The following is a 15,344-nucleotide window of genomic DNA, read 5'->3' on the forward strand; positions in this document are numbered from 1 at the left end:
GGCACCCGTGACCGAGAACCACGCCCAGGGGACGCCCCTGTTCGACACCGTGCTGGTGGCCAACCGCGGCGAGATCGCCGTGCGCGTCATCCGCACCCTGCGCCGCCTCGGCATCCGCTCGGTGGCCGTGCACTCCGACGCCGACGCCGACGCGCGGCACGTCCGCGAGGCGGACACGGCGGTCCGCCTCGGCCCGGCTCCGGCCCGCGAGTCCTACCTGGACATCGACGCCGTCGTCGACGCCGCGCGCCGCACCGGCGCCCAGGCCGTGCACCCCGGCTACGGCTTCCTGTCCGAGAACGCCGACTTCGCCCGCGCGCTGGAGGCGGCCGGCATCGTGTTCGTGGGCCCGCCCGTGGCCTCGCTCGACGCGATGGCGGACAAGATCCGCGCGAAGGAGACCGTGGCCGCGTACGACGTGCCGGTGGTCCCCGGCATCCAGGACCCCACGCTCACCGACGAGCAGATCACGGCCGAGGCCGAGCGCGTCGGCTTCCCGCTGCTGATCAAGCCCTCCGCGGGCGGCGGCGGCAAGGGCATGGTGGCCGTGCGCGCCGCCGAGGAGCTGCCCGGCGCCCTCGCCTCGGCCCGGCGCACGGCGCGCTCGGCGTTCGGCGACGACACGCTGCTGCTCGAGCGGCTCATCACCGCGCCCCGGCACGTCGAGGTGCAGGTGTTCGCGGACGCCCACGGCGCCACCGTGCACCTGGGTGAGCGCGAGTGCTCCCTGCAGCGCCGCCACCAGAAGGTGATCGAGGAGGCCCCCGCGCCCCTGCTGACCGGGCTGGCGCACGGGGCCGAGCTCCGCGAGCGCCTGGGCCGGGCCGCCGTGGACGCGGCCGTGTCCGTGGGCTACCGCGGTGCCGGCACCGTCGAGTTCCTCGTCTCGGACGAGAACCCGGACGAGTTCTTCTTCATGGAGATGAACACCCGCCTGCAGGTGGAGCACCCGGTCTCCGAGGAGGTCGTCCGGGTGCGCGGACAGCGCCTGGACTTCGTGGAGCTGCAGCTGCGCATCGCCGCGGGGGGGCCGCTCGGCTTCGCCCAGGAGGACGTGACCCTCGACGGCGCCGCCGTCGAGGCCCGCGTCTACGCGGAGGACCCCGCGAACGGCTTCCTGCCCTCCACCGGGCCGGTGCTGCGCTGGCGCGAGCCCGCCGGCGAGGGCGTCCGCGTCGACACCCTCCTGCTGCCCTCCCGGCCGGCCGAGGAGCGCGCGTTCGGCTCCGGACCGCAGACTGGCCCCGCCGCCGGCGCCGTGGACCCCGTGGACGTCGACGGCGCACAGCCCGAGATCACCGGCTTCTACGACCCGATGATCGCCAAGCTCATCGCCCGTGGCGCCGACCGCGCCGAGGCCCTGGACCGGCTCGACGCCGCGCTCGCGGACACCGTGCTGTTCGGCGTCCGCTCCAACCTGGGCTGGCTGCGCGAGCTCGCGGCCCGCGAGGACGTGCGGACCGGCCGGCTCACCACCGAGCTGATCGACGGCCTCGAGGCGTGGACCGCCCCCGCGCTGCCCGAGGACCTCGCCGCGCTCGCGGCCGAGGCCCTGGCCGACGTGTCCGAGGACGCGGCCGCCGCCGAGCACCGCGCGGCCGGCACCGCGTGGGCCCGGGCGGACGGCTGGCGCGGCGCGGGCGCCCCGCAGCCCGGGATGCGCGTCCGGGTCGGGGACGAGGACCGCATCCTCACCGCCCCCGCCGCCGACGCCGAGGTGGACGAGGACGCCGGAGGCCTGGCGGGCGTCAACCTCCTGGCCGGTGACCCGCGGGACCCGCGCTCAGCGTGGCTGCACCGCGACGGCGCCGCGTGGCAGGTCCGCCGCCTCACCCGGGCCGAGGTGGTCGAGGCCGCCCGCGCGGCCGCGGCCGCGCGTCGTGCCCCGGCCGGCGCAGCGTCCCCCGAGGCCCGCACGCCCATGCCGGGCACCGTCGTCGCCGTGTCCGTGGCCACCGGGGACACCGTGGCCGCGGGCCAGGAGCTGGCGGTGGTCGAGGCCATGAAGATGGAGCACCCCGTCACGGCCGCCGTCGCCGGCGTCGTGACCGTCCACGTCGCCGAGGGCGACGCCGTGGCCGCGCAGGCGTTGATCGCCGTCGTCGAGCCCACCGAGCACGCAGCACCCGCAGAGAACACCTGAGAACAGGAGAGGACCATGAGCACCAAGCACCGCACCCTGCCCGCCCTCGAGGAGGACTACCAGGTCCTCTCCGACACCGTCCGCGAGTTCGCCGACGAGGTCGTGGCCCCGGTCTCCGCCGAGCTGGACGCCCAGCACGAGTTCCCGTACGAGATCGTGGCCCAGATGGGCGAGATGGGCCTGTTCGGCCTCCCGTTCCCCGAGGAGTACGGCGGCATGGGCGGCGACTACTTCGCCCTGGCCCTGGCCCTCGAGCAGCTCGGCCGCGTCAACCAGTCCGTGGCCATCACCCTCGAGGCCGGCGTCTCCCTGGGCGCCATGCCGCTGCTGAAGTTCGGCACCGAGGAACAGAAGCAGCGCTGGCTGCCGGACCTCGTGGCCGGCACGCACCTGGCCGGCTTCGGCCTCACCGAGCCGGGCGCGGGCTCCGACGCCGGCGGCACCCAGACCACCGCCGCGCTCGAGGACGGCCAGTGGCGCATCAACGGCGCCAAGGAGTTCATCACCAACTCCGGCACGGACATCACCTCGCTCGTCACCGTCACCGCCGTGACCGGCACCGTGGAGGGCAGGACCGGCCACGACGGCCGCCCCGCCAAGGAGATCTCCACGATCCTCGTGCCCGCCGGCACCGAGGGCTTCTCCGTGGCCAAGGCCTACGACAAGGTCGGCTGGAACTCCTCGGACACCCACGCCCTGCACTTCTCGGACGTGCGCGTGCCGGAGGAGAACCTGCTGGGCGCCCGCGGCCGCGGCTTCGCCCACTTCCTCGAGATCCTCGACGAGGGCCGTATCGCCATCGCGGCCCTGGCCACCGGCGCGGCCCAGGGCTGCGTGGACGAGTCGGTCGCCTACGCCAAGCAGCGGACCTCGTTCGGCCAGAAGATCGGGCAGTTCCAGGCCGTGTCCTTCAAGATCGCCCGCATGCAGGCCCGCGCGCACGCCGCCCGCCTGGCCTACTACGAGGCCGCCCAGAAGATGCTGGCCGGCAAGCCGTTCAAGACCGAGGCCGCCATGGCCAAGCTGATCGCCGGCGAGGCCGCCATGGACAACGCCCGGGACGCCACCCAGGTGTTCGGCGGCTACGGCTTCATGAACGAGACCCTCGTTGCCCGTCACTACCGCGACTCCAAGATCCTCGAGGTCGGCGAGGGCACCACCGAGGTGCAGCTCATGCTGATCGCCCGCGAGCTGGGCCTCTGACGTGACGGAGCGCGTCGAGATCGAGCAGCGGGGCCGCTACGCGGACGAGCTGGCGGTCGGTCAGGTCTACCTGCACCGGCCCGGCCGCACGCTCACCGAGGCGGACAACGTCCTGTTCACCACCCTCACCATGAACCCGCAGGCCCTGCACCTGGACCACGCGTACGCGGCGGACCAGCCGTTCGGCCGACCGCTGGTCAACTCGATGCTGACGCTGTCCACCCTGGTGGGCCTCGCCGTCGGGCAGACCACACAGGGCACGCTCGTGGCCCAGCTCGGCCTGGGGGAGATCGCGTTCCCGAAGCCGGTCTTCCACGGGGACACGCTCTACGGGCGCTCCGAGGTCACCGCGATCCGCGAGTCCTCCTCGCGGCCGGGGCAGCGGATCGTCACGTTCGCGATGACGGGGGAGAACCAGCACGGCGACGTCGTCGTCCGCGCCCAGCGCACCTGTCTGATGTGGACCGCGCAGGCGCACGCGGAGGCCAAGGCGAAGGCCGCCGACGCCGCAGGCACGGGGGAGCGGGCATGAGCGCGCTGACCCTCGGACCGGCCGTCATGTTCACCCCGGCGGACCGCCCCGAGCGGTACGCCACGGCGCTCGAGCGCGCGGACGCGGTGATCCTCGACCTCGAGGACGCCGTCACCCCGGACGCCCGGCCCACCGCGCGGGACGCCGTCGCGGCGGCCTGGGCGGGGCGGGCGACGGGCGGGGTCGACGGCGGCCCGCTGGACGAGGACCGCGTGGTGGTCCGCGTGAACCCCGCGGGCACCGCGGACCACGACGCCGACCTGGCCATGCTCGCCGGGACGGGCTGGCGCACGCTCATGCTCGCCAAGGCCGAGTCCGCCGCGCAGGTGGACGGGGTCGTCGCCGCCCTCGGACCGCAGACCCGCGTCGTCGCCCTATGCGAGACCGCGGCCGGGATCCTCGCCGCCGCCGACCTGGCCGCCCACCCGCACGTGGGTGCGCTGATGTGGGGCGCCGAGGACCTCGTGGCGTCGATGGGCGGCAGCTCCTCCCGCACCCCCGAGGGCGCCTACCGCTCCGTGGTCCAGCACGCCCGCGCGACGGTGCTGCTGGCGGCGGCCGCCCACGGCGCGGCCGCATGGGACGCCGTCCACCTGGACCTCGGCGACGAGGCCGGGCTGGCCGCCGAGGCCGAGGACGCCGTCGCCCTGGGCTGCACCGCGACCGTGTGCCTGCACCCGCGCCAGGTGCCCGTCGTGCGCTCCGCCTACACGCTCGCCCCGGAGGCCGTCGAGCGCGCCCGGCGCGTCCTCGCCGCGGCCGAGGGCCGACACGGGGCCTTCGAGCTGGACGGGGCGATGGTCGACGAGGTGGTCCTCGCCCAGGCCCGCGCGGTCCTGCGCCGCGCGGACGCGCCCCGGCCGGCGAGCGCCTGACCGGCTCCTCGGCGGCTCCGCGCCCCGGCGGCCCCGTGCCGTCGGGGCGCGTCCGCGTCCGCACGGCTGCGCCCCGGGGCTGTCACACGGGCGCACGGCCCCGGGGCGCGCTTGACGGCGCACCCCTCCGCCCGCCAGAGTGTGGTTGTCATCACAGTGATCTGTCTCACACTGATCCGTCCTACGCACCCCCGGAGGGCCCATGTCATCCAGCGAGCCCACGGCGCCGGTCCCCACGGCCGCGCAGTTCCGCGCCGCGCAGCAGTCCGAGGAGTTCATCGAGCTCCGGCGCACCCACCGATCCTTCGCCTTCCCCATGACCGTGGCGTTCTTCGTCTGGTACCTGGTGTTCGTGATCGTCGGCGCGTTCTTCCCCGAGTTCATGGCGATCCGCCTCGGCGGCAACATCACCCTCGGCCTGATCCTCGGCCTGCTCCAGTTCGTCACCACGTTCCTGATCACCTTCGCCTACGTCCGTTTCTCCAACCGGACCCTGGACCCCCGCGCCACCGCGCTGCGTGAGCGCCTCGAGCGCGAGGCCGCCGGCGCCCACGAGAACCCGGAGGCCACGCGATGAGCGCGCTCACCCCCCTGCTCCAGGCCGCCCCGCAGACGGTCGGCAACCCCGCCGTGAACATCGGCATCTTCGTCGCCTTCGTGGTGGTCACCCTCGTGATCGTGATCCGCGCGTCCAAGACGAACGCGTCCTCGGCCGACTACTACGCCGGCGGCCGCGGCTTCTCCGGCACCCAGAACGGCACGGCCATCGCGGGTGACTACCTCTCCGCGGCCTCGTTCCTGGGCATCGTGGGCGCGATCGCCCTCTACGGCTACGACGGCTTCCTCTACTCGATCGGCTTCCTCGTGGCGTGGCTCGTGGCCCTGCTGCTGGTGGCCGAGCTGCTGCGCAACACCGGCAAGTTCACCATGGCGGACGTGCTGTCCTTCCGCCTGCAGCAGCGTCCCGTGCGCATCGCCGCCGCCTTCGGCACCATGGCCGTCTGCCTCTTCTACCTCCTGGCCCAGATGGCCGGCGCCGGCGGCCTGGTGTCCCTGCTGCTGAACATCAACGACCGGGCCGGCCAGGCCCTCGTGATCGTGATCGTGGGCGTGCTGATGATCGTCTACGTGCTGATCGGCGGCATGAAGGGCACCACCTACGTGCAGATCATCAAGGCGATCCTGCTGATCGCCGGCGCGGGGATCATGACCGTGTGGTCACTGGCCCTGTTCGGCTTCGACTTCAACGCCATGCTGGGGGCCGCCGTCGAGATGCACCCGAAGGGCGAGGCGATCCTCGAGCCGGGCCTGCAGTACGGCGCCAGCGCGCTGACCCGCCTCGACTTCGTGTCCCTGGGCATCGCGCTCGTGCTCGGCACCGCCGGCCTGCCGCACGTGCTCATGCGGTTCTACACGGTGCCCACCGCCAAGGAGGCGCGCAAGTCCGTGGTGTGGGCCATCGTCCTCATCGGCGCGTTCTACCTGTTCACCCTCGTGCTGGGCTACGGCGCCGGCGCGCTGATCGGCCCCGAGCGCATCCTGGCCGCGCCCGGCGGGCAGAACTCCGCGGCCCCGCTCCTGGCGTTCGAGCTCGGCGGCTCCATCCTGCTGGGCCTGATCTCGGCGGTCGCGTTCGCCACCATCCTCGCGGTGGTCGCGGGCCTGGCCATCACGGCGGCGGCGTCCTTCGCCCACGACGTGTACGGCTCCGTGATCGCCAAGCACCCGCTCACCCCGCAGGAGGAGGTGCGGATCGGCAAGATCACCGTGGTGGTGATCGGCGTCCTGGCGATCGTCGGCGGCATCGCCGCCCAGGGCCAGAACGTGGCGTTCCTCGTGGCGCTCGCCTTCGCGGTGGCGGCCTCGGCGAACCTGCCGACCATCCTCTACTCCCTGTTCTGGCGGCGCTTCACCACCCGCGGCGCGGTGTGGTCGATGTACGGCGGACTGCTCTCCGCGATCATCCTGATCGTCCTGTCCCCGGTGATGTCCGGGACGCCGACCTCGATGATCCCGGGCGCGGACTTCGCGGTGTTCCCGCTGAAGAACCCGGGCATCGTCTCCATCCCGCTGGCCTTCTTCCTCGGCTGGCTCGGCTCGGTGACCTCGTCGCGCGCCGAGGACCCCGACAAGCAGGCCGAGATGGAGGTCCGCTCCCTCACCGGCATCGGCGCCGAGAAGCCGGTGCAGCACTGATCCGCGGCTGACCCGGTCCCACGGGGGCCGGCGGGGCGGGACGTCGGGGTGCGGCGTCCGTCCGGCCGGCCCCCCGTCCGTGTCCAGGCCCGACTGACATCATGGCGGGGTGACGCACGGATCCCTCACCGACTACACGCTGCCCGCCCCCGCCCCGGCGGACGACGACGGCGCCCCGCGCGCCGTCGCCCTGATCGGCTCCACGGGCTCGATCGGCACCCAGGGCCTCGACGTGATCGCCCAGGACCCCACCCGGCTCCGGGCCGTCGCGCTCGCGGGCGGGGCGAACACGACCCTGCTGGCCGAGCAGGCCGTGCGCTTCGAGGTCGAGGCGGTGGGCTCCGCCGCGGCGGGGGAGGAGGAGCTGCGCGCCGCCCTCGCCGACGCCGCCGCCCGCCTCGGGCGCCCGTCCCCCCGACCCGTGCTGTTCACCGGCCCGTGCGCCGCCGAGCAGATCGCCGCGTGGCCCGGCGCCGACACCGTGCTCAACGGGATCACGGGCTCGATCGGCCTGCGGCCCACCCTCGCCGCCCTGCACGCCGGCCACCGCCTGGCCCTGGCCAACAAGGAGTCGCTCATCGTCGGCGGGGCCCTCGTGAAGGCGGCCGCGGCGCCGGGCCAGCTCGTGCCGGTGGACTCCGAGCACTCCGCGCTCGCGCAGGCGCTGCGCGGGGGCACGGCGGACGAGGTCCGCCGCCTCGTGCTCACGGCCTCGGGCGGGCCGTTCCGCGGCCTGGACCGCGCCGCCCTGCACGCCGTCACGCCCGCCCAGGCCCTCGCCCACCCCACGTGGGACATGGGCCGCGTCGTCACCACCAACTCCGCCTCCCTCGTGAACAAGGCCCTCGAGGTGATCGAGGCCCACCTGCTGTTCGACGTGCCCCTGGACCGGATCGACGTCGTGGTCCACCCGCAGTCCGTGGTCCACTCGATGGTCGAGTTCGTCGACGGGTCCACGCTCGCCCAGGCCTCCCCGCCGGACATGCGCCTGCCCATCGCCCTGGGGCTGTGCTGGCCGCGCCGTCTCCCGGGCGCGGCCCCGGCCTGCGACTGGACGCGGGCGGCCACCTGGACGTTCGAGCCCCTCGACGAGGAGGCCTTCCCCGCGGTACGGGCCGCGAAGGAGGCGGCGGCCGCCTCGCCCACCCACATGGCCGTGTTCAACGCCGCCAACGAGGAGTCCGTGGACGCCTTCCACGCCGGCGCCCTGCCCTTCGACGGGATCGTGGACACGGTCCGCGCCGTCGTCGCCGACTATGCCCCCGAGCACGTGCTCGCCGCGGCCGGCCACGACCCCGCGCCGACGGGGCTCACCGTGGATGCCGTGCTCGCCGCCGAGGCCTGGGCGCGCCGTGCGGCGCGGGCCCGCTGGTGACCGTCGTGGAGATCCTCTGGTACGTCGCGGGCGTCCTCGCGGTCGCGCTGGGCCTGGCGGTCTCGATCGCCCTGCACGAGATCGGCCACCTCGTCCCGGCCAAGCTCTTCGGCGTGCGCGTCACGCAGTACATGATCGGCTTCGGCCCGACGCTCGTCTCGTGGCGCCGCGGCGAGACGGAGTACGGGTTCAAGGCCGTGCCGCTGGGCGGCTACGTCGCGATGATCGGGATGCTGCCCCCGCCGCGGCCCGGGCAGACGCCCCGCGCGGCGTCCACGGGCTTCGTCCAGCAGCTGGGCCGCATGGCCGACGACGCGCGGGCCCAGGCCGCCGAGGAGGTCCGCCCCGGCGACGAGCACCGCCGCTTCCTCGCCCTGCCGGTGTGGAAGCGGGTGGTGATCATGCTCGGCGGGCCGTTCATGAACCTGCTCATCGCGCTGGGCGCCACCGCCCTGCTGGTCACCACGGTGGGCACCTCGCAGCCCAGCACCACCGTCGCCGAGGTCTACCGGTGCGTGGTCACGATGCAGGAGCAGCAGGCCCGCGCCGCCTCCGGCGGGACAGAGGACTGCCGCCCGGGCGATCCCGCCGCGCCCGCCCACGAGGCGGGACTGCGCCCCGGCGACACCGTGCTCGCCTTCGACGGGCGGCCGGTCTCCGACTGGGACGCCCTCTCCGCCGCGATCCGGGACCGCGCCGGACAGCCCACCCGGATCGAGTGGGAGCGCGACGGCGAGCGGATGAGCGCCACCCTGACCCCGCGCCTGACGGAACGGCCCGTGACGGACGCGCTGGGCCGGCCCGAGCGGGCCCCGGACGGGACCGTGGCGACCCACGAGGTCGGGTTCATCGGCATGGGCGCGCAGCTCGAGACGGTCCGCGGCACCCCGCTCGACGCCGGCCCGCTCGTGGCCCAGCAGGTGCGGGGCGTCGTCGACGTCGTCCTCGTGCTGCCGCAGCGGCTGTGGGACACCGCCGTCGCCGTGGTGACCCCGGCCGAGCGCGACCCGGACGGCCCGATGTCCGTGGTGGGAGTCGGCCGGATCGCCGGGGAGGCGGCGGCGCTCGAGGAGGCCACGCTGACGGACAAGGCCGCCCTGCTGCTGTCCCTGCTGGCGGGCGTGAACGTGGCGCTCATGGTGTTCAACCTCATCCCGCTGCTCCCGCTCGACGGCGGCCACGTGGCCGGCGCCCTGTGGGAGGCGGTGCGCCGCGGCTGGGCCCGGATCACGGGCCGCCCGGACCCGGGGCCGTTCGACCTGGCCCGCATGCTGCCGCTGACCTACGCGGTGGGCGCGGCGATGCTGCTCATGGGCGTCATCCTGATCGTGGCGGACATCGTGGAGCCGGTCCGGCTGTTCTGAGCCCGGCCCGTTCGCCGTGGGCGGTCGCCCCGCGCCCCGGGGCGCCCGCGCGCCTAGGATGGACCGGAGAACCCGGCGGCCCCGCGCCGTCGACCCCGAGAACCCATGAGGAGCGCCCCCGTGCCCGTCAGCCTTGGAATGCCGTCCGCCCCGCCGCCCGTGCTGGCCCCGCGCCGCACCACCCGGCAGATCCGGGTGGGCTCGGTGGGCGTCGGCTCGCAGCACCCCGTCTCGGTGCAGTCGATGACCACCACCAAGACGCACGACATCGGCGCGACCCTGCAGCAGATCGCCGAGCTCACGGCCGCCGGCTGCGACATCGTCCGCGTGGCCTGCCCCACGGACAAGGACGCCGAGGCCCTCAAGGTCATCGCCCAGCAGTCCACCATCCCCGTGATCGCGGACATCCACTTCCAGCCGAAGTACGTGTTCGCGGCGATCGAGGCCGGCTGCGGCGCCGTGCGCGTGAACCCGGGCAACATCAAGAAGTTCGACGACAAGGTCAAGGAGATCGCGCAGGCCGCCTCGGACCACGGCACCTCCCTCCGCATCGGCGTCAACGCCGGCTCCCTGGACCCGCGCCTGCTGCAGAAGTACGGCAAGGCCACCCCGGAGGCCCTCGTCGAGTCCGCCGTCTGGGAGGCCTCCCTCTTCGAGGAGCACGGCTTCAAGGACTTCAAGATCTCCGTCAAGCACAACGACCCGGTGATCATGGCCCGCGCCTACGAGCTGCTCGCCGAGCAGGGTGACTGGCCGCTGCACCTCGGGGTCACCGAGGCCGGCCCGGCCTTCCAGGGCACCATCAAGTCCGCCACCGCCTTCGGCTACCTGCTCGGCCAGGGCATCGGCGACACCATCCGCGTCTCCCTCTCCGCGCCGCCGGTCGAGGAGGTCAAGGTGGGCCTGCAGATCCTGCAGTCCCTGAACCTGCGTGAGCGCAAGCTCGAGATCGTCTCCTGCCCCTCGTGCGGCCGCGCCCAGGTGGACGTGTACACGCTGGCCGAGCAGGTCACCGAGGGCCTCCAGGACCTCGAGGTCCCGCTGCGGGTGGCCGTCATGGGCTGCGTCGTCAACGGGCCGGGCGAGGCCCGCGAGGCCGACCTCGGCGTCGCCTCCGGCAACGGCAAGGGCCAGATCTTCGTCAAGGGCGAGGTCATCCGCACCGTGCCCGAGGACCAGATCGTGGAGACCCTCATCGAGGAGGCCAACCGGATCGCCGGCGAGATGGACCTGGGGGAGGACGGCGGTGACCAGGCTGCCGCCGGTGCCCCGGTGGTCTCCGTCCACTGACCGGGAGGTCCGGGCTGCCACGGCTGACCGCGTCCGCCTGCTGACCGACGCGGACACCGCCGCGCTCGCGGCCCTGTCCGCCCGTGCCCCCGTGTCCAACGTGTTCGTGGACTCCCTGCTCGAGGCGGGCCGCCTGGCCGGCCCGCGCGGGGGAGCGGCGGGCACCCTGTTCCTCGGGATCGACGACGACGCCCCGGGCGCCGGGAGGCTGCGCGCGGCCGTCTGGATCGGCTCGAACGTGGTGCCGGTCGCCGCGTCCGAGGCCCCGGACGCGGGCTGGGCGCCGGGCGACGCGGAGGCGCTCGGCGCGGCGGCCGCCGCGCTGCGCCGCCGGTACGGGTCGATCTACGGCCCCTCCGGTCCCGTCCTGGCCGCCGGCGAGGCCCTCGCCGCCGCGGGCCACCGGTCCCGGTCCGTGCGCCCCGACCAGCCGCTGCTCGTGCTGGGCGACTCCGGGGTGATCGACCCGAACCCGTACGTGGTGCAGGCGCAGCGCCAGGACTTCGAACGTGTCCTGCCGGCCAGTGCCGCGATGTTCGAGGAGGAGCTGGGCTTCTCCCCGTTCGCGGGCGGCGCGGCCCAGTACCGTGACCGCGTCGAGCGGCTGATCCATGCGGGGCGCGTGTTCATCGACCCGGGCCCGCGCGACGCGGGCGGCCCGCTGCGCTTCAAGGCGGACATCGGTCTGCTCTCCTCCCGGTGCGCCCAGATCCAGGGCGTGTGGATGGCCCCCGCCGCGCGGGGCCGAGGGCTGGCGGCGTCGGCGATGGCCGCCGTCGTGGGCTACGTGCGCCTCCAGGCGCCCGTGGTGAGCCTCTACGTCAATGCGTACAACACCCCCGCGCTGCGCACCTATGAACGCGTGGGGTTCGAGCGGCGCGGCACGTTCGCGACCGTCCTGTACTGACCCGGCGGACCCTGCGCGGGCGATAGGATCGGCGGTCAGGACGCCGGGCACCCCCGTGCCGGCGTCGTCCCGTCCCGCGCGCCGCCCCCGACCGCGCGAGCCCGTCCGAGGAGGCCCCGTCATGCCCCTGCGCATGTCCACCCTGTTCCTGCGCACCCTGCGCGACGACCCGGCGGAGGCCGAGGTGGCGAGCCACAGGCTCCTCGTCCGTGCCGGCTACATCCGTCGCGCGGCCCCGGGCATCTACTCGTGGCTGCCGCTGGGCCTGAAGGTGCTGGCCAAGGTGGAGCGGATCGTGCGCGAGGAGATGGACGCGATCGGCGCCCAGGAGGTGCACTTCCCGGCGCTGCTGCCGCGGGAGCCCTACGAGGCCACGGGCCGCTGGGAGGAGTACGGCGACGGGCTGTTCCGCCTGCAGGACCGCCGGGGCAACGACTACCTCCTGGCCCCCACGCACGAGGAGATGTTCACGCTCCTGGTGAAGGACCTGTACTCCTCGTACAAGGACCTGCCCGCGTACCTGTACCAGATCCAGACCAAGTACCGGGACGAGGCCCGCCCGCGCGCCGGCCTGCTGCGCGGGCGCGAGTTCATCATGAAGGACTCCTACTCCTTCACGGTGGACGACGCCGGCCTGGACGCCGCGTACGAGGCCCATCGGGCCGCCTACCTGCGGATCTTCGACCGTCTCGGCCTCGAGGTCGTGCCGGTGCGGGCCACCTCCGGTGCGATGGGCGGCTCCCGCTCCGAGGAGTTCCTGCACCCCACCGAGGTGGGCGAGGACACCTTCGTCGAGTCCGACGGCGGCTACCGCGCCAACGTCGAGGCCGTCACCACAGTGGCCCCCGCCCCGCTGGACGAGGCGGCCATGGCGGCCCTGCCCGCCGCCGAGGTCAAGGACACCCCGGTCTCCACCACCATCGCCGCGCTCGTGGACGTCGCCAACCGGCTGGCCCCGCGCGACGGCGAGCCGTGGACCGCCGCGGACACGCTCAAGTGCGTCGTGGTCACCGCGGTGGTGGACGGCGGTGAGCGTCGCCCGTTCGTCGTGGGCGTGCCCGGCGACCGTGAGGTGGACCTCAAGCGTCTCGAGGCCTCCGTGGGCCCGGCGCTCGGCGTGGTCGGCGAGCCCACGCTCGAGGCCGCGACCGCCGCGGACCTGGCCGCGCACCCCGCCCTGGTCAAGGGCTACATCGGCCCCGCGGCGGCCGATGCGGTCGAGGGCACCCCGGTGCTCGGCGCGGAGGGCTCCGTCTCGGGCCTGCCCTTCTTCGTGGACCCGCGCATCGCCCCCGGCACCGCGTGGATCACCGGCGCGAACGCGGACCAGCGCCACGTGTTCGGCCTCGTGGCCGGCCGCGACTTCATGTGGGACGGCGTGCTCGAGGCCACCGCGGTGCGCGAGGGCGACCAGGCCCCCGACGGCTCCGGCCCGCTGCACACCCGCCGCGGCATGGAGATGGGCCACATCTTCCAGCTCGGCCGCAAGTACGCCGAGGCCCTCGACCTGAAGGTCCTCGACGTCCACGGCAAGCAGGTCGTGGTGACCATGGGCTCCTACGGCATCGGCATCACGCGCGCCGTCGCCGCGATCGCCGAGCGCTACCACGACGACAAGGGCCTGGCGTGGCCGCGCGCGGTGGCCCCGGCGGACGTGCACGTCGTCGTCGCCACGAAGGGCGAGGACGGCCTCGCCGCCGCCGAGACCCTCGCCGCGGGCCTCGAGGCCGAGGGCCTGACCGTGCTCGTGGACGACCGTCCGAAGGTCAGCCCCGGCGTGAAGTTCAAGGACGCCGAGCTCATCGGCGTGCCCACCACCGTGGTGATCGGCCGCGGCCTGGCCGACGGTGAGCTCGAGCTCAAGGACCGGGCCACCGGTGAGGCGCGCCCCGTGCCCGTGGACGGGGCCGTCGCGGCGGTGCTCGCGGAGGTGCGCCACGGGCGCTGAGTGGTTCGGCGCCGTCGAGCTGACCGCCGGACTGCTCGTCCTCGTGCTCGCCGCGGGCTTCGCGGCGGGCTGGATCGACGCCGTCGTGGGCGGGGGCGGGCTCCTGCAGCTGCCGGCCCTGCTGCTCGTGCCCGGGCTGAGCCCGATCCAGGCGTTGGCCACCAACAAGCTCGGCTCGGTGTTCGGCACGGCGACGTCGGCGCTCACCTACCGGCGGCGCCTGCGGCAGGACCTGTCCACCGCACTGCCGATGGCCGCCGTCGCCTTCGCGGCGGCCCTGGGCGGGGCCGTGGTCGCCGCGCATCTGCCGGCCGGCGTGATCCGGCCCGTGATCCTGGTGGCGCTGATCGCCGTCGCCGTGTTCACGGCCGTGCGCCCGGGCCTCGGACAGGTCGCCGGCGTGGGACCGCGGCGGAGCACCGCGCTGGCCCGGGCCGTGGCGCTCGGCGCGGCGGTGGGCTTCTACGACGGCGTCCTCGGCCCCGGCACGGGCACGTTCCTCATCCTGGGGCTGGTGCTGCTGCTCAAGTTCGACTTCCTGCACGCCTCGGCACAGGCGAAGGTGGTCAACCTCGCGACCAACCTCGGCGCGCTCTCGTACTTCGTGCCCTCGGGGCACGCGGTGCTGGGCCTGGGGCTGCTGCTCGGCGCGGCCAACCTCGTGGGCGGCTACGTGGGGGCCCGCATGGCGATCGCCCGCGGCACCGGCTTCATCCGCGTGGTGTACCTCATGGTGGTGGCCGCGCTCATCGTCAAGGTCGGCGCGGACACCCTCGCCCCGCTGCTGCGCTGAGCCCGCCCCGTCCGACCCGGTCGGGAGCACTCGGCCCCGCCGTGGGCCGCCGGTAGGCTCGGCCCCGGATCCCGACCCCGGCCCCCGCCCGCGTGGCGCGGCGGCCCCGACCCGACGAGTGAGGCACCCCATGGACAGCACCGACCGCCGCGACGACCTCGCCGAGCTGCGCACCCGCGTCGAGGAGGCCCTGGCGGCCGACGACGTGGTGGTGGAGCAGGTGCGCGCCACGGGCACCGCCGAGCACCGCACCGTCGAGGTGGTCCTCGACCGCGCCTCGGGCACCCAGGGCCTGAGCCTGGACGACGTCGCCCGCCTCTCCGGCCGGGTCTCCGCCGCCCTCGACGCCCTGGGCGACCACGTGCCCGGCGTCGGTGCGGGGGAGTACCTGCTGGAGGTCACCACCGCGGGCGTGGACCGCCCGCTCACCGAGCCCCGCCACTTCGCCCGCAACGTCGGCCGTCTCGTCGAGGTCTCGGTCGACGGCGCCGCGCCCGTGACCGCCCGCCTGAAGGACGTGACGGACGACGACGTCGAGCTGGCCGTGGTGCGCCCGCCCGCGAAGAAGGGCATGAAGGCCAAGGAGCTGCCCGCCGAGCGGGTCGCCCTCGACCGCCTCGGTCCGGCGATCGTGCAGGTAGAGTGGAGCCCCGCTCAGCAGGCCGGCGACGCCGACGCCGCCGCGGGCGAGGACACGGCCGAGCACACGGAGGCATGA

Annotated in this window: 13 protein-coding genes; all 13 read left to right on the top strand. The window is 74.5% G+C overall.

The genetic code is table 11. From position 1 onward, the window contains the following. Window positions 1-7: 7 nt before the first annotated feature. The 13 genes from ACTSKS_RS00130 (at window position 8) to rimP (ending at window position 15,344) form a co-directional block, all read left to right on the top strand. Window positions 8-2,143: an acetyl/propionyl/methylcrotonyl-CoA carboxylase subunit alpha gene (locus ACTSKS_RS00130; RefSeq protein ID WP_102708376.1), complete on the top strand. Its 2,136-nt coding sequence runs from the start codon at window positions 8-10 to the stop codon at window positions 2,141-2,143. 15 nt (window positions 2,144-2,158) lie between these two features. After that, window positions 2,159-3,346, top strand: a complete 1,188-nt coding sequence (locus ACTSKS_RS00135) for an acyl-CoA dehydrogenase family protein (protein WP_041104216.1) — start codon at window positions 2,159-2,161, stop codon at window positions 3,344-3,346. 1 nt (window position 3,347) lies between these two features. After that, a complete protein-coding gene (locus ACTSKS_RS00140) occupies window positions 3,348-3,878 on the top strand; it encodes a MaoC family dehydratase (RefSeq protein WP_041104218.1) in 531 nt (176 codons plus the stop codon). Beyond that, window positions 3,875-4,753, top strand: coding sequence for an HpcH/HpaI aldolase/citrate lyase family protein (locus tag ACTSKS_RS00145; RefSeq protein WP_041104220.1), 879 nt, complete (start codon window positions 3,875-3,877; stop codon window positions 4,751-4,753). The genes ACTSKS_RS00140 and ACTSKS_RS00145 overlap by 4 nt, the downstream gene beginning before the upstream one ends. 202 nt (window positions 4,754-4,955) lie before the next feature. Continuing rightward, entirely contained in the window at window positions 4,956-5,330 is a 375-nt protein-coding gene (locus tag ACTSKS_RS00150) for a DUF485 domain-containing protein (protein WP_041104222.1), read from the top strand. After that, window positions 5,327-6,949 carry a solute symporter family protein gene (locus ACTSKS_RS00155; protein WP_049147680.1) on the top strand — a complete coding sequence of 541 codons (1,623 nt, stop codon included), beginning with the start codon at window positions 5,327-5,329 and terminating at the stop codon, window positions 6,947-6,949. Before ACTSKS_RS00150 ends, ACTSKS_RS00155 begins: the two co-directional genes overlap by 4 nt. A gap of 139 nt (window positions 6,950-7,088) precedes the next feature. Then, window positions 7,089-8,324: a 1-deoxy-D-xylulose-5-phosphate reductoisomerase gene (dxr, locus tag ACTSKS_RS00160; protein ID WP_044658617.1), complete on the top strand. Its 1,236-nt coding sequence runs from the start codon at window positions 7,089-7,091 to the stop codon at window positions 8,322-8,324. Beyond that, a complete protein-coding gene (locus ACTSKS_RS00165; protein WP_061866732.1) occupies window positions 8,321-9,688 on the top strand; it encodes a M50 family metallopeptidase in 1,368 nt (455 codons plus the stop codon). Before dxr ends, ACTSKS_RS00165 begins: the two co-directional genes overlap by 4 nt. Before the next feature lie 105 nt (window positions 9,689-9,793). Continuing rightward, entirely contained in the window at window positions 9,794-10,978 is a 1,185-nt protein-coding gene (gene ispG, locus ACTSKS_RS00170) for a flavodoxin-dependent (E)-4-hydroxy-3-methylbut-2-enyl-diphosphate synthase (RefSeq protein ID WP_065423801.1), read from the top strand. Continuing rightward, window positions 10,953-11,885 carry a GNAT family N-acetyltransferase gene (locus tag ACTSKS_RS00175; RefSeq protein ID WP_442927195.1) on the top strand — a complete coding sequence of 311 codons (933 nt, stop codon included), beginning with the start codon at window positions 10,953-10,955 and terminating at the stop codon, window positions 11,883-11,885. The genes ispG and ACTSKS_RS00175 overlap by 26 nt, the downstream gene beginning before the upstream one ends. Window positions 11,886-12,006: 121 nt before the next feature. Beyond that, window positions 12,007-13,833, top strand: a complete 1,827-nt coding sequence (locus ACTSKS_RS00180) for a proline--tRNA ligase (protein WP_102708373.1) — start codon at window positions 12,007-12,009, stop codon at window positions 13,831-13,833. 43 nt (window positions 13,834-13,876) lie between these two features. Next, complete coding sequence (locus ACTSKS_RS00185; RefSeq protein WP_180971860.1) at window positions 13,877-14,626, top strand: sulfite exporter TauE/SafE family protein; 750 nt, start codon at window positions 13,877-13,879, stop codon at window positions 14,624-14,626. A 130-nt stretch (window positions 14,627-14,756) separates the two neighbouring features. Beyond that, entirely contained in the window at window positions 14,757-15,344 is a 588-nt protein-coding gene (gene rimP / locus ACTSKS_RS00190; RefSeq protein WP_036314068.1) for a ribosome maturation factor RimP, read from the top strand.

The sequence above is a fragment of the Micrococcus sp. TCR-5 genome, assembly GCF_052220525.1.
In the GTDB taxonomy this organism is placed as follows: domain Bacteria; phylum Actinomycetota; class Actinomycetes; order Actinomycetales; family Micrococcaceae; genus Micrococcus; species Micrococcus luteus.